The sequence below is a fragment of the Hydrogenophaga sp. T2 genome (genome assembly GCF_049843535.1).
GTDB lineage: Bacteria > Pseudomonadota > Gammaproteobacteria > Burkholderiales > Burkholderiaceae_C > Hydrogenophaga > Hydrogenophaga crocea.
The window spans coordinates 12723-31107 of sequence record NZ_JBBHZJ010000011.1; the positions used below are offsets into that span (position 1 = coordinate 12723).

20 protein-coding genes are annotated in these 18385 nt (G+C 71.8%); 8 read left to right on the forward strand and 12 right to left on the reverse strand.

Annotation, left to right across the window (positions count from 1 at the left end; genetic code table 11):
- The first annotated feature begins 53 nt into the window (after positions 1–53).
- From WDZ95_RS21165 to WDZ95_RS21185, 5 genes are read left to right on the forward strand one after another with little or no spacing between them, the layout of a single operon-like run.
- Positions 54–626, forward strand: coding sequence for a hypothetical protein (locus WDZ95_RS21165; RefSeq protein ID WP_425781438.1), 573 nt, complete (start codon positions 54–56; stop codon positions 624–626).
- 9 nt (positions 627–635) lie between these two features.
- Complete coding sequence (locus WDZ95_RS21170) at positions 636–1274, forward strand: hypothetical protein (RefSeq protein WP_287469786.1); 639 nt, start codon at positions 636–638, stop codon at positions 1272–1274.
- Between the two features lie 34 nt (positions 1275–1308).
- Positions 1309–1818 (forward strand): phosphatidylglycerophosphatase A family protein, encoded by a 510-nt coding sequence (locus tag WDZ95_RS21175; protein ID WP_287469787.1) that lies wholly within the window; start codon positions 1309–1311, stop codon positions 1816–1818.
- A 16-nt stretch (positions 1819–1834) separates the two neighbouring features.
- Positions 1835–2317, forward strand: coding sequence for a CinA family protein (locus tag WDZ95_RS21180; protein ID WP_166229643.1), 483 nt, complete (start codon positions 1835–1837; stop codon positions 2315–2317).
- Between the two features lie 6 nt (positions 2318–2323).
- Positions 2324–3469, forward strand: coding sequence for a DNA alkylation repair protein (locus WDZ95_RS21185; RefSeq protein WP_166229641.1), 1146 nt, complete (start codon positions 2324–2326; stop codon positions 3467–3469).
- Positions 3470–3484: 15 nt separating this feature from the next.
- Here WDZ95_RS21185 and WDZ95_RS21190 read toward each other — a convergent pair whose 3' ends face one another.
- On the reverse strand, positions 3485–4642 hold the full coding sequence (locus WDZ95_RS21190) for an Acg family FMN-binding oxidoreductase (RefSeq protein WP_166229639.1): 1158 nt from the start codon (positions 4640–4642) through the stop codon (positions 3485–3487).
- An 89-nt stretch (positions 4643–4731) separates the two neighbouring features.
- Here WDZ95_RS21190 and WDZ95_RS21195 point away from each other — a divergent pair, with 89 nt between their 5' ends.
- Together WDZ95_RS21195 and WDZ95_RS21200 are read left to right on the forward strand one after the other, a co-directional pair.
- Entirely contained in the window at positions 4732–5622 is an 891-nt protein-coding gene (locus WDZ95_RS21195) for a LysR family transcriptional regulator (protein WP_425781441.1), read from the forward strand.
- A gap of 52 nt (positions 5623–5674) precedes the next feature.
- Positions 5675–6337 (forward strand): glutathione S-transferase family protein, encoded by a 663-nt coding sequence (locus WDZ95_RS21200; RefSeq protein WP_166229635.1) that lies wholly within the window; start codon positions 5675–5677, stop codon positions 6335–6337.
- Between the two features lie 31 nt (positions 6338–6368).
- Here the strand turns inward: WDZ95_RS21200 and WDZ95_RS21205 are convergent, their stop codons facing one another.
- Together WDZ95_RS21205 and WDZ95_RS21210 are read right to left on the reverse strand one after the other, a co-directional pair.
- Positions 6369–7160, reverse strand: coding sequence for a UPF0149 family protein (locus WDZ95_RS21205; RefSeq protein ID WP_166229633.1), 792 nt, complete (start codon positions 7158–7160; stop codon positions 6369–6371).
- A 65-nt stretch (positions 7161–7225) separates the two neighbouring features.
- The gene (locus WDZ95_RS21210) at positions 7226–7435 is read right to left on the reverse strand and encodes a hypothetical protein (RefSeq protein ID WP_166229631.1); all 210 of its coding nucleotides are present in this window, start codon (positions 7433–7435) and stop codon (positions 7226–7228) included.
- A 157-nt stretch (positions 7436–7592) separates the two neighbouring features.
- Here WDZ95_RS21210 and WDZ95_RS21215 point away from each other — a divergent pair, with 157 nt between their 5' ends.
- Positions 7593–9218 (forward strand): FMN-binding glutamate synthase family protein, encoded by a 1626-nt coding sequence (locus WDZ95_RS21215; RefSeq protein WP_425781444.1) that lies wholly within the window; start codon positions 7593–7595, stop codon positions 9216–9218.
- Positions 9219–9245: 27 nt separating this feature from the next.
- Here the strand turns inward: WDZ95_RS21215 and WDZ95_RS21220 are convergent, their stop codons facing one another.
- The 9 genes from WDZ95_RS21220 to argS form a co-directional block, all read right to left on the reverse strand.
- Positions 9246–10373, reverse strand: a complete 1128-nt coding sequence (locus WDZ95_RS21220; protein WP_425781446.1) for a toxin-antitoxin system YwqK family antitoxin — start codon at positions 10371–10373, stop codon at positions 9246–9248.
- Positions 10363–10797, reverse strand: coding sequence for a PIN domain-containing protein (locus WDZ95_RS21225; RefSeq protein ID WP_287469795.1), 435 nt, complete (start codon positions 10795–10797; stop codon positions 10363–10365). The genes WDZ95_RS21220 and WDZ95_RS21225 overlap by 11 nt, the downstream gene beginning before the upstream one ends.
- Before the next feature lies 1 nt (position 10798).
- Positions 10799–12127: a THUMP domain-containing class I SAM-dependent RNA methyltransferase gene (locus WDZ95_RS21230; RefSeq protein WP_425781449.1), complete on the reverse strand. Its 1329-nt coding sequence runs from the start codon at positions 12125–12127 to the stop codon at positions 10799–10801.
- A complete protein-coding gene (locus WDZ95_RS21235) occupies positions 12124–13740 on the reverse strand; it encodes an RNA polymerase factor sigma-54 (RefSeq protein WP_425781451.1) in 1617 nt (538 codons plus the stop codon). The genes WDZ95_RS21230 and WDZ95_RS21235 overlap by 4 nt, the downstream gene beginning before the upstream one ends.
- On the reverse strand, positions 13740–14537 hold the full coding sequence (gene lptB, locus WDZ95_RS21240) for an LPS export ABC transporter ATP-binding protein (RefSeq protein WP_425781453.1): 798 nt from the start codon (positions 14535–14537) through the stop codon (positions 13740–13742). The genes WDZ95_RS21235 and lptB overlap by 1 nt, the downstream gene beginning before the upstream one ends.
- Positions 14534–15169 carry a lipopolysaccharide transport periplasmic protein LptA gene (lptA, locus tag WDZ95_RS21245; RefSeq protein WP_166229619.1) on the reverse strand — a complete coding sequence of 212 codons (636 nt, stop codon included), beginning with the start codon at positions 15167–15169 and terminating at the stop codon, positions 14534–14536. Before lptA ends, lptB begins: the two co-directional genes overlap by 4 nt.
- A 95-nt stretch (positions 15170–15264) precedes the next feature.
- Positions 15265–15885: a thiol:disulfide interchange protein DsbA/DsbL gene (locus WDZ95_RS21250; RefSeq protein ID WP_287469798.1), complete on the reverse strand. Its 621-nt coding sequence runs from the start codon at positions 15883–15885 to the stop codon at positions 15265–15267.
- 78 nt (positions 15886–15963) lie between these two features.
- Entirely contained in the window at positions 15964–16695 is a 732-nt protein-coding gene (locus tag WDZ95_RS21255) for an SPOR domain-containing protein (protein ID WP_166229615.1), read from the reverse strand.
- Positions 16696–16710: 15 nt separating this feature from the next.
- Positions 16711–18384 carry an arginine--tRNA ligase gene (gene argS, locus WDZ95_RS21260; protein ID WP_425781456.1) on the reverse strand — a complete coding sequence of 558 codons (1674 nt, stop codon included), beginning with the start codon at positions 18382–18384 and terminating at the stop codon, positions 16711–16713.
- Between the last annotated feature and the right edge of the window lies 1 nt (position 18385).

The window sequence follows — 18385 nt, forward strand, 5'->3', positions numbered from 1 at the left end:
CTCGTCTACGATGGCTGCGCCGTCCCGCCCCCAACCTTCCGAGGCCTCACACCATGCGCCTTCCCATGACCCGACTCGCGTCCCTCGTGCTCGTGCTGCTGGTCGCCCTGCTGCACGGCTGCGCCCTCAATGCGCCCGCCTATTCGCCCGACGCCAGCGGCATCGAGCGCGCGCGCAACAGCGGCATCCGGCCGGCGGCGCTGGGCAGCTTCAGCGTGAAGCCGGGCGCCACGGGCGGCAACAGCATCGGCCTGCGCGGCAGCCCCATGACCTCGCCCGTGGGCAACGACTACGCGGCCTACCTGGCCGAGGCCCTGCGCGTGGAACTGCAGCTCGCGGGCAAGCTCGATCCGGCCTCGCCGCTCGAGATCAGCGGCCAGCTGCTGAGCAACGACATCGCGGCCGGCGGCTTTTCCACCAACAGCGGCCACATCGAGGCCAGCTTCGTGGTCAAGCGCGCCGGGCAGACGCGCTACGAGGCCGTCAAACGCGCCGAAGCCACCTGGGATTCCTCCTTCGTCGGCGCTGTGGCCATCCCGCGCGCGGTGCAGCAATACCCCGTGCTCGTGCAACAGCTGATCGGCAAGCTCTGGGCCGACCCCGCCTTCATCGCCGCCCTGCAATAAGGACCCCCCATGCCCTCCCGCCTGCTTGCCCTCTTCGCCCTGGCCGTGCTGTTCGTGCTCGGCGGCTGCGCCCACCCCATCCAGCTCACGCCCGATCCCGCCCAGCTCATGGGCAAGGGCGGCGGCCAGAAGATCGACCGCCCCGTGGTGCTGGTGGTGAGCGACGCCCAGCTCGCGCAAGAGGTGGTCACGCCCGGCGGCGGTGGCGACAAGGTGAGCTACAAGCCCTACAAGGACTTGCAGACCGGCATGTACATCGCGCTCGGCGAGGTCTTCACGCGCGCCAGCCTCGCCAGCAGCCTGAGCGACCCGCGCGTGGGCACCGATCCGGCCACCGTCATCGTCACGCCCGAGATCACCACCACCTCGTACTCGCCCAGCCTGTTCACCTGGCCGCCCACGGTGTTCACCGTCACGCTTGAATTCGCGTTCCGCGACAGCAAGGGCACGCGCACCATCACCACGGTGCGCGTGCAGGGCGAGGGCCGCGCCGAGTTCGACGAGTTCAAGAGCGATTTCTCGCTGTCGTCCAAGCGCGCCGCGCAGGACGCGCTCACGCGCATGGTCAAGGCGATCCAGGAACAGGCCGACACGCTGCGCCGCTGGTCCACGGCCGCCCTGCCCACCGCCGAAGGCGCGCCGCACTGAGCGCCGGCGGGGGGTGCGCCCCTATCATCCACGCATGCCCTCCGCCGCCCCGCTCGCCCGCCCCACCTGGCGCTTCCTGTTCGCCCACCCCGCCCACTTCATCGCGCTCGGCGCGGGCGCGGGCCTGGCGCGCGTGGCGCCCGGCACCGCGGGCACGCTGTGGGCCTGGGTGGCCTGGCTGGCGCTCGAACCCGTGGTGCCGCACCCCACCTGGGGCCTGCTGCTCGCGGTCGCCACGCTGATCGGCTGGTGGGCCTGCACCGTCACCGCACAGCACCTGGGCGTGGCCGACTCGGGCCACATCGTGTGGGACGAGGTGGTCGCCTTCTGGCTCGTGCTCTGGCTGATCGCGCCCGCGGGCTTCTGGGCCCAGCTCGCGGCCTTCGCGCTGTTCCGGCTGTTCGACGCGGTCAAGGTCGGGCCCATGGCCTGGGCCGACCAGACCTTCAAGGGCTTCGGCCCGCGCGGCGGCTTCGGCATCCTGCTCGACGACTTCGCGGCCGCGCTGTGCACGCTGCTCGTGATCGCGCTCTGGCGCTTCTGACCCGAGCGGCCCACCCATGCAAGACACCCTGCCCGCCACCCTCGACGCCCTGTCGGCGCGCCTGCGCGAGCGCAACTGGATGATGGCCACCGCCGAGAGCTGCACCGGCGGCCTGATCGCGGGCGCCTGCACCGATCTCAGCGGCTCCAGCGACTGGTTCGAGCGCGGCTTCGTGAGCTACTCGAACCTGGCCAAGACCGAGCTGCTCGGCGTGCCGGCCGAACTCATCGCCGCGCACGGCGCGGTGAGCGAGCCGGTGGCGCGCGCCATGGCGCGCGGCGCGGTCGAGCGCTCGGCCGCGCGCTGCGCGGTGGCCGTCACCGGTGTGGCCGGCCCCACCGGCGGCTCGCCCGAGAAGCCGGTGGGCACGGTGTGGTTCGGCTGGTGCACGCCGGCCGGCGTGTTCACCGAGCGCCAGCGCTTCGACGGCGACCGCGCCGCGGTGCGCCGCGCCACGGTGGCGCACGCGCTCGCGGGCCTGCTGCAGCGCCTGCCCTGAGCCGCCATGGCCGAGCCGTTCAAGAACCTCATCAACCCCGCCACCGCGCGCCACGCCGCGCTGCACCTGCGCCGCCACTGGCGCGGCTTCGACGCACCACGCTTCGAGGCGCTGGTGAGCGAGGGCCTGGACGCGCTCGAGTTCAAGGCCCGCGCGCTGCGCTGGGCCGACGCGCTGCAGGCCACGCTGCCCGACGACTTCGACCGCGCCTGCGGGCTGATCGAGGCCGCGCTTGCGCCGCCGCTGGCCATCGACGCCGACGGCGAACCCGTGGGCCTGCAGGGCGCGCTGCACCCCGAGGGCATCGCGGGCTGGGCGCTCTGGGGCACCGGTGAATGGGTGGCGCGCCAGGGCCAGGCCCAGCCCGAGCGCGCGCTGCAGTGCCTGCACGCGATCACCCAGCGCTTCACGGGCGAGTTCGCCATCCGGCCCTTCATCCACCAGCAGCCCGAGGCCGTGTGGCCCGTGCTGCAGCGCTGGACGCGCGACCCCAGCGCGCACGTGCGCCGGCTCGCGAGCGAGGGCAGCCGCCCGCGCCTGCCCTGGGGCCTGCGGCTGCAGGCCCTGGTGATCGACCCTTCACCCACGCTGCCGCTGCTGCGCGCGCTGCAGGACGACCCCAGCGCCTACGTGCGCCGCAGCGTGGCCAACCACCTCAACGACATCGCCAAGGACCACCCCGGGCTGGTGGCCGAGTGGGTGCGCGAGCACCGCGCGCGCGCCGGCGCGCAGCGCGAGGCGCTGCTGCGCCATGCGAGCCGCGGCCTCATCAAGGCCGGCCACGCGCCCACGCTCGCGGCCTGGGGGCTGTCGCAGGGGCTGCAGGGCGAGGCCACGCTGGCCATCGCCCCGGCGCGCGTGGCCGTGGGCGGCGCGGTGGCGCTCCAGGCCACGCTGCGCAGCAACGCGCGCGCGCCGCAGACCCTGGTGGTCGACTACGCGGTGCACCACGTGAAGGCCAACGGCGCGAGCGCGCCCAAGGTGTTCAAGGGCTGGAAGCTCGAGCTCGCGCCCGGCGAAGTCCGCGCGCTGCAGAAATCGCATTCGCTGCGCGAGGTCACCACGCGGCGCCTGTACCCGGGCCGCCACGCGGTGGACCTGCTGGTCAACGGCGTGGCCGTGGCCAGCGCCGCGTTCGAGCTCACGGCCTGAGCTGCGGCGGCCGCTTCAGGCGGCGCGCAGGTGGGCATCCACGCCGCGCCGCGGGGCGGGCCCGATGGCCGGCCCCTGCCCCAGGCGGGCCCACATCTGCACCGTGTGGCGCGGCGCCGGCGCACCCAGCAGGTCGTGGATCTCGCGGTAAGGCGCCTGCACCTCGGGGAACTCCTGCAGGGCCTGCGAAATGGGTTGCATGGACAGGCCCTGGGCCGTGGCCGCGAGCTGGGCGCGCACCCAGGCGCGGCCGGCATTGACCTGCGTGATCCGGTCGTTGCCCTCGGTGATCAGCCAGTAGAAGGCCGGCGTGGCCGTCAGGCGGGCGCCGAAGTCGTCGATCTGGCGCGTGATCGTGCGGTCGCCCGGCGCGGGCGCCACGCTGCGGTCGAACAGGCCCACCTGGGTCAGCGCACGCACCAGCGGGTCGTTGAGCGAAATGCCGTCGCGGTGCGCCGCGATCTCCTTCGGGCCGATGCGCAGCACCCGGTAGGACTCGAGCAGCGTGCGCGGCGTGGTGAGTTCGATGCGCCAGGCCTCGAGCGCGATGCGCCGGTGCTGCGCGATGAGCGCCGGTTCATCGCTCGTCACGAAACCCACGCGCATCCCCTGCCCCGCACTGGCCTGCCCGATGGCCCGCTGCGACTCGGCGCTCGGCACCTGGGGGGCGTAGGCCTCGCGGTTGGTGCGGCGCAGGAACACCTGCGCGAACAGCGGGTCGCGGCGCACGCCGGCATCGGGAATCAGCCGGATGCGGGCGATCGGCCGGTCGTCGACCGCGGCAGGGCCGAACACGCCGTCGGGAAACAGGGCGATGTCCGCGCGCAGGCCCTTTTCGCGCGCGGCCTGGTCGAGCAGCTCGATGAAGGTCCCCTGGCTCATCATCATCTGGCGCGACAGGGGGTCGGTCTGCGGCAGCAGGCGCTCGCGGTCGATGCGCAGCGTGATCTGGTCGGGCACCGAGAGGTCCACCAGCCAGCTCTGCAGGTTGTGCGAATGCGGCGCCAGGATGGCGTGGGCGAGGATCCAGCGCCGCACATCGGGCTCGTCGCCCGGGCCACGCCAGGCGGCCAGGGCCTGCGGGGGCAGCGCACTGCTGCAGCCCGCGACCGGGGCGAGCGCGGCGGCGATGGCGCCACCACCAGCGATGCGCAAGAGGGAACGGCGGTCCATGGAAGGCTCCTGTTGATGCGGTGAGCCGGATTGTGGTGAGCCGCTCACCCATTCACAATTCCATGAATCGGGATACCAGCCATGCATCCATGAATGAGGCCAACTTCAACTGGACACTGATCCGCTCGTTCCTGGCGGCGCTCGACCAGGGCAGCCTGATGGGCGCCGCCCGCGCCCTGAACATGCACCAGCCCACGCTGGGCCGGCACATCGCCGAACTCGAAGCGCAACTGGGCCTGACGCTGTTCGAGCGCACCGGCCGCGGCCTGCTGCCCACGCCCGACGCGACCCGCCTGGCCGACGCCGCGCGCGCCATGGCGGCGGCGGCCGACCAGCTCGGGCGCCAGGCCAGTGGCGCGCAGCGCGTGCTGCCCGGCACGGTGCGCATCGGCGCCAGCCAGCCGGTCGCCTGCGTGCTGCTGCCGCCCATCCTGCAAGGCCTGCGGCTGCAGTGGCCCGACATCCAGGTCGAACTGGTGGTGAGCAACGCGGTGAGCAACCTGCTGCAGCGCGAGGCCGACATCGCGATCCGCATGGTGCGGCCCGACCAGGGCTCGCTCGTGAGCCGCCGCGTGGGCCAGGTGGGCCTGGGCGCCTACGCCCACCAGGACTACCTGCGCCGGCGCGGCACGCCGCGCCAGCCCGCCGACCTGCTGCAACACGAGCTGATCGGCAACGACCGGCAGACCGACATCCTGCGCGGCTTCGCGCAGATGGGGCTGGCGGTCGGGCGCGAGCACTTCGCGCTGCGCACCGACGACCTCATGGCCGGCGAGGCCCTGGTGGCCGCGGGCCTGGGCATCGGCTTCATCGCGCGCTACGCGGCGCGCCAGCGGCCCGGCCTGGTGCAGGTGCTGCCTGGTCTGCCGATCCCGCCACTGCCCGTGTGGCTCGTGGTGCACCGCGAGATCCGCAGCAACCCGCGCATCCGCGCGGTGTGGGACCTGCTCGCGAACGCCCTGCCCGAGGCCCTGGCCTGAAGCCGGCGCGGCATACTGCGGGCACACCACCCAACCCGAGCAGGCCATACCCATGATCCGCGTCCACCACCTCAACCACTCGCGCTCGCAGCGCGTGCTCTGGCTGCTCGAAGAGCTGGGCCTGCCCTATGAGATCGTGCGCTACGAGCGCGACCCCAAGACCATGCTCGCTCCGCCCGAGCTCAAGAAGGTGCACCCGCTCGGCAAGTCGCCCGTGGTCACCGACGGCCCCCTGGTGCTGGCCGAATCGGGCGCGATCATCGAAACCCTGGTGGAGCGCCACGGCCCGCAGCTGCGCCCTGAACCGGGCACGCCCGAGTTCCAGCGCTACCGCTACTGGATGCATTACGCCGAGGGCTCGCTGATGCCGCCGCTGCTGCTCAAGCTGGTGTTCGATCAGGTGGAGAAAGCGCCCCTGATCGTTCGCCCCGTGGCCAAGGCCATCTCGGCCACGGTGAAAGGGCGCTTCATCACGCCCAACCTGCGCACCCACCTCGACTTCCTCGAGGCCGAGCTCGCCAGCTCACCGTGGTTCGCGGGCCCGGCCTTCAGCGCGGCCGACGTGCAGATGAGCTTCCCGATCGAGGCCGCGGCCGCGCGCGGCGGCCTCGACAACAGCCGCCCGCGCCTGATGGACTGGCTGCAGCGCATCCACGACCGCCCGGCCTACCACCGCGCGATCGACAAGGGCGGCCCGTTCGAGCTGTTGGGCTGAGGCGCCGCCCCGCGCACGGCCCGTGCGGCGCTCAGGCGCCGTGGCACTTCTTGAATTTCTGGCCGCTGCCGCACCAGCAGGGGTCGTTGCGGCCGGGTGTGGCTTGCTGGCGCAGCGGCTGCACGCGCGGCCCCAGGCTGCGCCAGATGCGGTGCAGGTCGTACACCGCCCACAGGGCCGCCGCGAACTCGTCGATGCGCGCTTCGCTCACGCTGGGCGGGGCCTGCTCGTCGTGCAGGTTCACCGAGGGCTTGCCCGTGTCGTCCTGGGTGAGCACGTCGATGGTGTCGAGCGCTTCTTCGATCCACTGCGCGGTTTCGCGGTCGCGCGGCAGGGCCCAGTCGTCGTCCCACTGCTCGACCACGAACAGGAAGCCCAGCGCCCACACCTGGCCGTAGGACGGCACGGGCTGGTCGGCGGGCGGGCGCTCGGCCTCGGGCAGCGCAGCGAGCGCGCCGCGCACGTCCATCACCTCGGGGTGGTAGCTGCGCTCGTCGTCGAGGCCTTGCACCTCGGTGGCCAGGGCCTGGCGCACCTCGGCCTCACGCCTCGCCCACAGCGCCATGAAGCGCTCGTAGGCCGCGGTGTTCGGAAAGTGCGTGCCCTCGGCCTGCGGCAGCGTGGGCAGATCGCCCGTGCCGAGCAGCAGGGGCAGCCATTCCGAGGCCGGCACCGGCCGGCGCGTGCAGACCAGCGCGGCCATGGCCCCTTCGAGGAACTCCCATTCGGGCACCTCGTCGTCGCGCGTGCGCAGCTCGTCGAGCAGCGTGTCGAGTTCTTCGAAGTCGGCGCCTTGCAGCGGCGCGCCAGGGTCTTGGCTCATGGGGACGGTGGGCCGGGCGGCGGCAAAAGGCCGCCAGTGTAGTGCGCCGCCCCCGGCGGCGGCGGTCAGTGCGGGCGCGGCGGCTGACCGGTGAGGCCGAAGGCCAGCGTGGCCAGCGGCGTGGGCGCGGGCGCTTCGCGGGCCTGCTCGCGGCGCGCGCGCACGTCGCGCCGTTCGGCCCGCGGTGCCGCGGGTCGCCAGGCGTTCTGCAGCAACTGCCAGCTGGCCGGCGGCACCTTCATCGAATCCGGTTCGTCCATGAGGATGGGAAACATGGTCGGCTCCACGCAGGCGGATGGGCAGGAACCCGGACCGCTCGGCCTGCCACGCGCGGCGGGGTGTGCAAGCCATTGTTCGGACCGGCCCCCGGCTGGCAAATAATGCCCAGGCACCATTTCGCGCCCAAGCCGATCCCCCACCCAGGGCCCCACGATGCTCGAACGACTCAATGCCCTCTACCCCGTCCGCTACACGGCGCTCGCCGTGTGCGCCGTGATCGCCTTGCTGAGCCTGTTCACGTGGGTGGCCTTCGGCGTCGGCGGCGGCTGGTTCCTGCTGTTCGGGGCGCTCACCGCGCTGGGCGTGTGGGACCTGCGCCAGACGCGCAAGGCGGTGCTGCGCAACTACCCGGTGATCGGGCACCTGCGCTTCATGCTCGAGTACGTGCGGCCCGAGATCCGGCAGTACTTCATCGAAAGCGACACCGAGGCCCAGCCCTTCTCGCGCAGCCAGCGCAGCCTGGTCTACGCGCGCGCCAAGGGCGAGACCGACAAGCGCCCCTTCGGCTCGCAGCGCGACATGAAGGCCAACGGCCACGAGTGGATCAACCACTCGATCGCGCCCACCGTGCTGCCCACGCACGACTTCCGCATCACCATCGGCGGACCCGATTGCAGCCAGCCCTACGAGGCCAGCGTCTTCAACATCTCGGCCATGAGCTTCGGCGCGCTGTCGGCCAACGCGATCCAGGCGCTCAACGCGGGCGCGGCGCGCGGCCGCTTCGCGCACGACACCGGCGAGGGCTCGATCTCGGCATGGCACCGCCTGCACGGCGGCGACCTGATCTGGGAGATCGGCTCGGGCTACTTCGGCTGCCGCAGCGACGACGGCCGCTTCAGCGAGGAGAAGTTCGTGGCCAACGCACTCGATCCGCAGGTGAAGATGATCGAGCTCAAGCTGAGCCAGGGCGCCAAGCCCGGCCACGGCGGCGTGCTGCCCGGCGCCAAGGTGACGGCCGAAATCGCGGCCGCGCGCGGCGTGCCCGAGGGCGTGGACTGCGTCTCGCCCGCCGCGCACAGCGCCTTCGGCACGCCGCTGGAAATGCTCGCCTTCATCGCGCGGCTTCGCCAGCTCTCGGGCGGCAAGCCCGTGGGCTTCAAGCTGTGCATCGGCCACCCCTGGGAGTGGTTCGCAATCGTCAAGGCAATGCTCAAGACCGGCATCACGCCCGACTTCATCGTGGTCGACGGTGCCGAGGGCGGCACTGGCGCGGCGCCGCTGGAGTTCATCGACCACGTGGGCGCGCCGCTGCAGGAAGGCCTGCGCCTGGTGCACAACACGCTGGTGGGCGTGAACCTGCGCGAGCGCATCCGCGTGGGCTGTGCGGGCAAGGTGGTGAGCGCCTTCGACATCGCGCGCGCGCTGGCCATCGGCGCCGACTGGTGCAACAGCGCGCGCGGCTTCATGTTCGCGCTCGGTTGCATCCAGGCGCAGAGCTGCCACACCGGCCAGTGCCCCACGGGCGTGACCACCCAGGACCCGCTGCGCCAGCAGGCGCTGGTGGTGCCCGACAAGGCCGAGCGCGTGTGGCGCTTTCACCAGAACACGCTGCGCGCGCTGCAGGAACTGGTACAGGCTGCGGGCCTGCGCCACCCGGGCGAGATCACGGCCCAGCACCTGGTGCGGCGCGTGAGCGACAACGAGGTGCGCCTGCTCGCCAACCTGCTGCCCACCACGGCGCCGGGCGCGCTGCTCGATGACGACCCCGAGGGCGAGCACGCGGTGTTCACCACCTGGTGGCGGCGCGCGAGCGCCGAGAGCTTCTCGCTGCCGGCCTGAGCGCACGAGGCGTCGCGCGCGCGACGCTCAGATGCGCGAGCCGTCTTCGAGGAAGCGCTCTTCGCGCTCGAGCACACCCTGTGCGTTGTACCGCTTGCGCCGCAGCAGCAGGCCGCGCTCGCCGTGTTCGTCTTCGCGCAGCAGCACGCCGTCTTCGCTGAAGTACTTCTGCCAGCCCCAGAGGCGGCCGTTGCGCTCGGTGTTCACGGCCGCGGGGCGGCCGTTGTCCCAGAAGCTCTCGGTGGTGCGCTCCTGGTCGCGGCCCTCGCGGCGGGTCTGCTGGCGCAGCTTGGGCTGGCCATTGAGGTACCACTGCTGCACGCGCTGCTCGTAGCCCTCGGCCCAGTGCGTTTCCTGCGTCAGCTGGCCGCTCTCGTGCCATTCGCGCGCCACGCCTTCGCGCCCGCCCGGGCCGTTGGGGTCGCGTTCGATGAAATCGGTTTCGGAGCGCGGCCTGCCCGAGGCGTAGTAGACGCGCTTGACGCGGCGGCCTTCGCGCAGGGTTTCGTCGCGCACCAGCCGGCCTTCGCGATCGAGCACGGTCTGCCGCTGCAACTGCCCCTGCAGGTGGCTCACGCTGCCGGAGGGCTTGCCCGGTTCGCGGTACAGCGTGGCCTCGGCCGCGCGGCCCGCATGGCCGCAGACCTCGCGGTCCTGCGGCACCAAGGACACCGGCGCGCAACGCAGCTCGCTGAGCGTGCCGTCGGCGAGGTAGCCGATGCTCAGCAGCGTGCGGCGATCGGCCACGAAGCGCAGGGTCTGCAGGTACCCGGCCTCGGCAAAGGTCTTCTGCACGCCCACGGCGCTGCCGTCGTGGAGGTTTTCTTCCTGGCGCAGCGTGCCGCGCGCGTCGAAGGTGCGGGCCACACCGTGGCGGTTGCCGCGTTCGTTCACGCTGAACTCGCGCCGCTCGCCGTCGGCCGTCACCACCACCACCGGGCCCACGAAGCGGCCGTCGCGCAGCGTCTGCTCGCGCAGGCGCACCATGCCGTCGTCGTCGGTGCAGCGCATCACGCCGCTCTTGCCCGCGGTGGTGTGGCCGTTGTTGGGGTTCACGCTTTCGCCGTTGAGCTCGCAGCGCGGCACGGCCTGCGCGGGCGGGCCGCTGAGCGCGGCCGCCAGGGCCACCAGGGCGAACACCGGTTCACGGCGCATGCACGGGCTCCTTCCATTCGCGGCACACGGTCGCGCCCAGGCGCGACAGGCGCCTGGCCATGCACAGCACGGCGTCGTCCTTGCTCACCAGCGTGGCGCGGTGCGCCGAGGCGAGGTCGATGAACTTCTGGTCGTCGGCGTCCTTGCAGGTGTAGGCCGACTTGGGCGCCTCGGGCACCAGGCGCGCGCAGCGGTCGAAGGCCTCGAGCACGGCCTGCGCGGGCCGCGCCTGCGCTTGGAGGCGGCGCGCGATCTGCGGGTAGGCGAGCACGCGCACGAGTTCTTCACGCATGGCGGCCGTGGCCAGCCAGGTGCCGGGCTGCGCCTCGATGCGCGCGCGCAGGGGTGCGGTCGCGGGGTCGTCGAAGACGAAGAGATCGAGGGCGATGTTGGTGTCGAGCACCAGGGCGGTGTCGATGACCATGTCAGGCTTGCGCGGGCGGCCGCGGCGCGCGCGCCACGAGGTCGAAGCGGAACAGCCGGCATTCGATGGGGCCGTTCCACAGCGGCACGCGGCGCGACTCCTTGAAGCGCATCTTGCCGGGCAGCTTGAAATCGGGCGTGAGCAACCACGCGCTCCAGCCCGCGTAGTGGGTCTTCCAGTGCGCGGCGAGGCGGTTGAAGAAATCGCTGCCGTCGCTGCCGTCGGCCATCTGCGCGCTTTCGCGGCCCTGGCCTGCGGCGGCGGGCCGCGGCGCGCCCACGGTGAAGGTGCGGGGCGCGCGTGGCGCCATGCGCTGCGCGCGCGCGGCCGCGTTTTCCCCGGCCACGCCGGCGGCCGCGATGCGCTCGCCATAGGGTGGGTTGAGCAGCAGCACGCCGGGGCGCGCGGTGGGCGGCGTGCGCTGCAAGGCGTCACCGCCGCGCAGTTCGACCGCATGGGCGACGCCTGCGCGCTCGGCGTTGCGCTGCGCGAAGTCGACCATGCGAAAGGACACGTCGCTGCCGAACACGATGGGCGCGTGGCCCGCGGGCCATTCGCGCTGCTGCGCCACCGCGTCGGCCTTGAGGGCCTGCCACACGTGGGCCTGAAAGGGCAGCAGGCGTTCGAAGGCGAAGCGCCGGCGCAGGCCGGGTGCGATGTGGAGCGCGATCTGGGCGGCCTCGATCACCACCGTGCCGCTGCCACAGCAGGGGTCGTAGAGCGGCGCGATGGCGTCCAGCGGCTGGTCGGCGCTGGCGTCCCAGCCGGTGGCGGCGATCATGGCCGCGGCCAGGGTCTCTTTCAGCGGCGCATCGCCCTTGTCTTCGCGCCAGCCGCGCTTGAACAGCGGCTCGCCCGTGGTGTCGATGTAGAGCGTGAGGGTCTCGGCCGTGAGGTGGCCGAACAGGCGCACGTCGGGGCGCTGCGTGTCCACGCTGGGGCGTTCACCGCGCTTGTCGCGGAAGCGGTCGCAGACCGCGTCCTTGAGCTTGAGCGCCGCGAAGTTCAGGCTCTGCAGCGGGCTGTGCTGGGCCGTGAGCTCGACCTTGATGGTCTGCTGCGGCGTGAACCAGATCTCCCAGGCCACGTCCATGGCCGCGTCGTACAGGTCGCGCTCGTCGCGGTAGGGGCCGTGCCACAGGCGCACCAGCACGCGCTGCGCGAGCCGGCTGTGCAGGTTCAGGCGCAGCGCATCGCGCCACGAGGCTTCGAGCGAGACGCCGCCGCGCGAGCGCTGCAGTTGCCCGACACCGGTGATGCGCTGCACCTCGGCGGCGAGGAAGTCCTCGACGCCGGCGGCGCAAGGCAGAAAGAGCTGTAGCTGGTTCACAGGGATTTGCGCAGGTTCGCGGGGGCGATGCGCATGGCTTCGCGGTACTTGGCCACGGTGCGGCGCGCGCACTCGATGCCCTGCTCCTTGAGCAGGTCGGACAGCTGGTTGTCCGACAGCGGCTTGCTGGCCTCTTCGGCGGCAATGAACTGCTTGAGCAGCGCGCGCACCGCGGTGCTCGAGGCGTTGCCGCCGGTTTCGGTGCCCAGCGAGGAGCCGAAGAAGTACTTGAGCTCGTAGGTGCCGAAGGGCGTGGCCATGTACTTCGCGGTGGTCACGCGGCTGATGGTGGATTCGTGCAGGCCGAGCTCGTCGGCGATCTCGCGCAGCACCAGCGGGCGCATGGCGAGCTCGCCGTGCATGAAGAAGTTGCGCTGGCGTTCGACGATGGCGCTGGACACGCGCAGGATGGTGTCGAAGCGCTGCTGGATGTTCTTGATGAACCAGCGCGCTTCCTGCAGCCGCTGCTGCATGGCCGCATGGCCGCCTTCGCCGCCGCTGTCGCGCCCGCCGCGGTTCTGCCGCAGGGCGTTGGCGTAGACGTCGTGCACGCGCAATCGCGGCATCACGTCGGGGTTGAGGATGACCTTGAAGCCGCGGCCCGCGCGCGTGACGATCACGTCCGGCACGACGATGTTGCGCTCGACGTCGACGAAGCGCCGGCCGGGCTTGGGTTCGAGCCGCGCGATCAGCGCGAGCGCGGCGCGCACGGTCTCGTCGTCGAGCCGGCAGGCGCTGCACAGCTTGCGGATGTCGCGCTTGGCCACGAGCTCGAGCGGCTGGCCGCACAGCGCGAGCGCGGCGCGCGCCTCGGGCGTGTTGCGCAGCTCCAGGATCTGCAGCCGCAGGCATTCCGCGAGGTCGCGCGCGCCCACGCCGGGCGGGTCCATGTGCTGCAGCCACTGCAGCGCGGTGCGCAACTGCTGCTCGGCGGCCTCGCGCGCTTCGAGCGCGGCCTCGGGGTCGTCGGGCAAGGGACGGCCCAGCAGTTGCAGGAACGCGGGCACCAGGGCCTCGAGGCTGTCGTCGAGGTAGCCGTCGTCGTTGAGCGATTCGATCAGGAAGACCAGGGCCGCGCGGTCTTCGTCGCCCAGGCGCATGCAGCGCGCCTGTTCGTGCAGGTGGTCCTGCAGCGAGACCTGCGAGCGCGCGAGCTCGGCCGCGCTCGCGGTCTCGTCGTCGTCGCCGCTGCCGCTGGTGCGCGCGGGCGCGTCACCGCCCCACTCGCTGTCGTCGGGCGCGATCTCCACCGAGCCGTCGCCCTCCCAGCTTTCTTCGACCGGGCTCGCGCCGTCCAGGCGCGCCTCGAGCGCGTCGGCATCGCCCGCGTCGGCGCTGTCGGCCACCGCCTCGCCGGTGCCGGCCGTGGCCACCGAAGCCGCGTCGGCGATCTGCTCGCCCGCGCTCACCGGCGCGTCGGCCGCGCCGTCGACGCCGAAGGCCTCGCGTTCGCTGCCGTCCTCGCTGCGCTCCAGAAAGGGGTTTTCGTCGAGCATCTGCTCGACCTCCTGCGCCATCTCCAGCGTGGACAACTGCAGCAGGCGGATCGACTGCTGCAGCTGGGGCGTGAGCGCCAGGTGCTGGGAGACGCGCAGCGACAGGCTCTGCTTCATCACATCTTGAAGTGTTCGCCGAGGTACACGCGGCGCACGTCCGCGTTCTCGACGATCTCCGACGGCGTGCCGCTGGTGAGCACGTGGCCGTCGTTGATGATGTAGGCCCGGTCGCAGATGCCCAGGGTCTCGCGCACGTTGTGGTCGGTGATGAGCACGCCGATGCCGCGCGACTTGAGGAAACCGATGATGCGCTGGATCTCGATCACCGCGATCGGGTCGATGCCCGCGAAGGGCTCGTCGAGCAGGATGAAGCGCGGGCTGGTGGCCAGGGCGCGCGCGATCTCGACGCGGCGGCGCTCGCCGCCCGAGAGCGCGGGCGCGGGCGAATCGCGCAGGTGCTCGACGTGCAGGTCGCGCAGCAGCGCGTCCAAGCGCTGTTCGATCGCGGCGCTGCCCAGCGCGCGACCGCGTTCGTCTTCCTGCAGCTCGAGCACGGCGCGCACGTTCTGCGCCACGGTGAGCTTGCGGAAGATCGAGGCTTCCTGCGGCAGGTAGCCCAGGCCCAGACGCGCGCGGCGGTGAATGGGCAGCCGTTCGATGGGCTGGCCATCGAGCAGGATCTGCCCGCCATCGGCGCGCAGCAGGCCCACGAGCATGTAGAACGAGGTGGTCTTGCCCGCGCCGTTGGGGCCCAGCAGGCCCACGACCTCACCCTTGTCGACCGAGAGCGACACGTCCTTGACCACCAGGCGGCTGCCATAGGCCTTCTTGAGGCCGCGCGCCTGCAGGCGGCTGGCGCCCCCGGGGATGAACTCGGTGGGCGCGAAATCGGAGACCGGCGAAGCCCCCCTCACGGACGGGCCCCTCCCATCGAGCCCGAGGGCCGCAGCGGTGTGCTCGAAGCCGGCGGCGTGGGCACGGCGCCCGGCTCGCCGGGGCGCGGCATGGGCGTGAGCGTGGCGCGCACGCGGCCACCCAGCGTGCCCGTGGTGTTGCCGCCGCCGGGGTTGCCGTCGACGGTGAAGACCTCGTTGCGGTTGTCGTACACGATCACGTTGCCCCGGGTCTCGTCATTGAGTTGCGTGCCCAGGTAGCGGCGCATCACGGCGTCGCCGATGAAGCGCACGGTGTCGGCACGGCTGTCGTACTCGATGCGCTTGCCCTCGCCTTCGATGAACTCGTTGACCCCTTCGCGCTTTTGCTTGAAGTAGCCCGGGCTGCCCTGCACGATGCCGAACTGGTTGCCCTGCGCGTCCTGCCGCACCTCGACCTGCGCGCCGCGGATCACGATGGTGCCTTTGGTGATCACCACGTTGCCCGTGAAGATGCTGACCTGCCGTGCGTCGTCGTAACGCAGGTTGTCGGCCTCGGCGTTGAGCGGCTTGAGCCGGTCGGCCTGCTCGGCGTGCGCGGCCACGCCGCAAACGGCCAGGCCTGCGGCGAGCAGGGCGGCGGACAGGGGGTGGGAGCGTGGGCGGCGGGGCATATGGAGGGCACGAAACTTGCATGCCATTCTAAACACCCCGGTGCGCCGATCGCCGGGCCAGGGCGACCCGGCGCGAGACTTTTTTGCCGCCGGCCTCAGCCTTTGCGCACGTTGGCGATCAGCGCGTTGGCGACCACCAGCGTGTTGGGGCCCTGGCCGGGCACGGTGAAGCGGCCCGCCACGCCCAGGGCGGGCGTGCCTTCGACGGCATAGGCGTCCTGCAGGGCGGCGGCGCGCGAGGCCTTGGTCATCACGGCGCCGCTGTTGAAGGTCTCGGTGAACTTGGCGCGGTCCACGCCCTGGCGCACCACCCAGTCGGTGATGGGGCCGTCGGTGGTCAGGGGCAGGCGATCGACGTGGATGGCCTTGAACACCGCGGCGTGCAGGCGGCCCACCAGACCCATGGATTCGAGCGTGTAGTACAGCTTCTGCATGGGCACGAAGGCCGGCGAGAAGGCCACGGGCGTGCGGCGCAGCACCACGTCGGCGGGCAGGCGCTTCTCCCAGTCTTCGAGCAGCGGCTCGAAGTTGAAGCAGTGCACGCAGGAGTAGGCGAAGAACTCCACCACCTCGATCTTGCCGGCGGGCGTGTCGACCGGCGCCGGCTTGGGCAGGCGCTGGTACTCGGTGCCCTCGCGCGGGGCGACGCGCTGGGCGAATGCGGGCAGCGCAGCCCCGCTGGCCAGCAGGGAAAGGGTGAAATCGCGGCGGTACATGGAAGAAGAACTCCGTCGTTGGGAACGAGCGCTTGGGCAGGGCTGGCGGGGGAAAGTTCCCGCGCGCCCCGCGCCGCCTCAGCGTTGCACGCGCACCAGCGCGGCGTCGACCTTGTTGACCTGCAGCTGCTCGATCGTGAGGTCGGCCAGCGCCTTCTGCGCGAACGGGCCCACGCGCACGCGGTACACGGTGCGCCCGTTCTGCTCGCGCTCGTCGATGTTGGCCGAGATGCCCAGCATGGCCAGGCGCGCGCGCTGGGCCTCGGCGTCGTCGGGGCTGCGGAAGGCGCCGGCCTGCACGAAGTAGGTGAAGGGGTCGGCGCCCACGCCGGCGTCACCGCCCGCGGCGGGGGCTGCGGCACCGGCCTTGGGCGCGGCGGCAGCGGCCGGCGCAGTCGCGGGTGCGGGTGCGGCCGCCGGTTGCTGGGCCAGGCGTGAATTCACGAGGTCGCCCAGCGGGTCCTTGGAGGCGTTGGTGTTGGGCGGCAGGGGCCGGCCATCGGCGGGCGGCACCGAGATCGCGCCTTCGCTGCCCGGTGTGGTGACCGGCGGCGGGGTGGGCGCACCGCTGGCCGCGGGCATGCCGCTGATGCTGCGGTTGGGGTTCCAGCCCTTGTTGCGCTCGGCTTCCTTGGCGTCGTCTTCGGCGCTGCGCGTGAGGCCGCGGTCGACGAAGGGCACCGGCACGCGCGTGACGTACACGGCCACCGCGAGCGCCGCGGCCAGGCCCACGAGCAGGCCGATCGCCAGGCCGATCAGCGTGCCACCCAGGCTGCTGCTGCGGGATTTGGAGGAGGCGGATTTCTTCATGGGGCTCGCGGGCAACTACATCTTCTGCGGGGCGCTCACGCCCAGCACGGCCAGGCCATTGTGCAGCACGCGTGCGGTGGCCGCGACCAGCGCCAGCCGCGCGCGTTTGACGCGCTCATCATCGACCAGGATGCGCTCGGCGTCGTAGTAACTGTGGTAACTCGCGGCAAGCTCGCGCAGGTAGAAGGTGACGTCGTGCGGCGCGAAATCGCGCGCAGCGGCACTGAGCATCTCGGGGTACTTGGCGAGCTGGCGCATCAGCGCCTGCGCGGGCGCGCTGTCGAGCGGCGACAGGTCGGCCTCGACCAGCGTGGCGACGTCGCCGCCCCAACCCGCGAGCACCGAGCAGATGCGCGCGTGCGCGTACTGCACGTAGTACACAGGGTTGTCGTTGTTCTGCTGCACGGCCAGGTCGACGTCGAAGGTGTATTCGGTGTCGGGCTTGCGGCTGAGCAGGAAGAAGCGCACCGCGTCCTTGCTGGTCCATTCGATCAGGTCGCGCAGCGTCACGTAGCTGCCGGCGCGCTTGCTGATCTTCACCTCCTGGCCGCCGCGCACCACGCGCACCATGGTGTGCAACACGTAGTCGGGGTAGCCCTGGGGAATGCCCACGTCGGCGGCCTGCAGGCCGGCGCGCACGCGCGCGATGGTGCCGTGGTGGTCGGTGCCCTGGATGTTCACCACCTTGGTGAAGCCGCGCTCCCACTTGGCGATGTGGTAGGCCACGTCGGGCACGAAGTAGGTGTACGAGCCATCGGACTTGCGCATCACGCGGTCCTTGTCGTCGCCGTAGTCGGTGCTGCGCAGCCACAGCGCGCCGTCCTGCTCGTAGGTCTTGCCGTTGGCGATCAGCTTGTTCACCGCGGCCTCGACGCGCCCGCTGGTGTACAGGCTGGACTCGAGGTAGTAGTGGTCGAACTTGACCGCGAAGGCCTGCAGGTCGAGGTCCTGCTCGTGGCGCAGGTAGGCCACGGCGAACTGGCGGATGCCGTCGAGGTCGTTGGCGTCGCCGCTGGCGGTGAAGGCGCGGTCGTCGGCCTGCACGGTCTTCTTCGCGAGGAAGTCGTTGGCGATGTCCTGGATGTAGTCGCCGTTGTAGGCCGCTTCGGGCCAGCCCGCGTCACCCGGCTTGAGGCCCTGGGCGCGCAGCTGCGTGGAGGTGGCCAGGGTGTTGATCTGCACGCCCGCGTCGTTGTAATAGAACTCGCGGTGCACGCGCCAGCCCTGCGTCTCGTAGAGGTTGCAGATGGCGTCGCCGAGCGCGGCCTGGCGGCCGTGGCCCACGTGCAGCGGGCCCGTGGGGTTGGCGGACACGAACTCCACCATCAGGCGCTGGCCGTTGTCGGGCTGGCGGCCGTAGTGCGCGCCCGCGCCCAGCACCTCGCGCACCACCTGCTGCTTGGCCTCGGGCTTGAGGCGGATGTTGATGAAGCCCGGGCCGGCGATCTCGATCGCCTCGACCCAGCGCTCGTAGGGCGGCTGCGCGAGCAGCGCGGCGCGCAGCTGCTCGCCCACGGCGCGCGGGTTGAGCTTGAGCGGCTTGGCCAGCTGCATGGCCGCGGTGACGGCGAAGTCGCCGTGCGCGGCCACCTTGGGCGACTCGAACGCGGCCTTCGCGCCCGCGCCGGGGCTGATTTTTTCCAGCTCGGCGGCCAGCGCGGCGAGCAGGTCTTGTTGGATCTGGAGCATC

Coding starts and splice junctions, on each gene's coding strand:
- WDZ95_RS21250 (WP_287469798.1), bottom strand. CDS start 15,885: ATGTACCGCCGCGATTTCACCCTTTCCCTGCTGGCCAGCGGGGCTGCG.
- WDZ95_RS21190 (WP_166229639.1), bottom strand. CDS start 4,642: ATGGACCGCCGTTCCCTCTTGCGCATCGCTGGTGGTGGCGCCATCGCC.
- WDZ95_RS21185 (WP_166229641.1), top strand. CDS start 2,324: ATGGCCGAGCCGTTCAAGAACCTCATCAACCCCGCCACCGCGCGCCAC.
- WDZ95_RS21170 (WP_287469786.1), top strand. CDS start 636: ATGCCCTCCCGCCTGCTTGCCCTCTTCGCCCTGGCCGTGCTGTTCGTG.
- WDZ95_RS21205 (WP_166229633.1), bottom strand. CDS start 7,160: ATGAGCCAAGACCCTGGCGCGCCGCTGCAAGGCGCCGACTTCGAAGAA.
- WDZ95_RS21180 (WP_166229643.1), top strand. CDS start 1,835: ATGCAAGACACCCTGCCCGCCACCCTCGACGCCCTGTCGGCGCGCCTG.
- WDZ95_RS21165 (WP_425781438.1), top strand. CDS start 54: ATGCGCCTTCCCATGACCCGACTCGCGTCCCTCGTGCTCGTGCTGCTG.
- WDZ95_RS21215 (WP_425781444.1), top strand. CDS start 7,593: ATGCTCGAACGACTCAATGCCCTCTACCCCGTCCGCTACACGGCGCTC.
- WDZ95_RS21235 (WP_425781451.1), bottom strand. CDS start 13,740: ATGAAGCAGAGCCTGTCGCTGCGCGTCTCCCAGCACCTGGCGCTCACG.
- WDZ95_RS21225 (WP_287469795.1), bottom strand. CDS start 10,797: ATGGTCATCGACACCGCCCTGGTGCTCGACACCAACATCGCCCTCGAT.
- WDZ95_RS21195 (WP_425781441.1), top strand. CDS start 4,732: ATGAATGAGGCCAACTTCAACTGGACACTGATCCGCTCGTTCCTGGCG.
- lptA (WP_166229619.1), bottom strand. CDS start 15,169: ATGCCCCGCCGCCCACGCTCCCACCCCCTGTCCGCCGCCCTGCTCGCC.
- argS (WP_425781456.1), bottom strand. CDS start 18,384: ATGCTCCAGATCCAACAAGACCTGCTCGCCGCGCTGGCCGCCGAGCTG.
- WDZ95_RS21255 (WP_166229615.1), bottom strand. CDS start 16,695: ATGAAGAAATCCGCCTCCTCCAAATCCCGCAGCAGCAGCCTGGGTGGC.
- WDZ95_RS21220 (WP_425781446.1), bottom strand. CDS start 10,373: ATGCGCCGTGAACCGGTGTTCGCCCTGGTGGCCCTGGCGGCCGCGCTC.
- WDZ95_RS21210 (WP_166229631.1), bottom strand. CDS start 7,435: ATGTTTCCCATCCTCATGGACGAACCGGATTCGATGAAGGTGCCGCCG.
- WDZ95_RS21175 (WP_287469787.1), top strand. CDS start 1,309: ATGCCCTCCGCCGCCCCGCTCGCCCGCCCCACCTGGCGCTTCCTGTTC.
- WDZ95_RS21200 (WP_166229635.1), top strand. CDS start 5,675: ATGATCCGCGTCCACCACCTCAACCACTCGCGCTCGCAGCGCGTGCTC.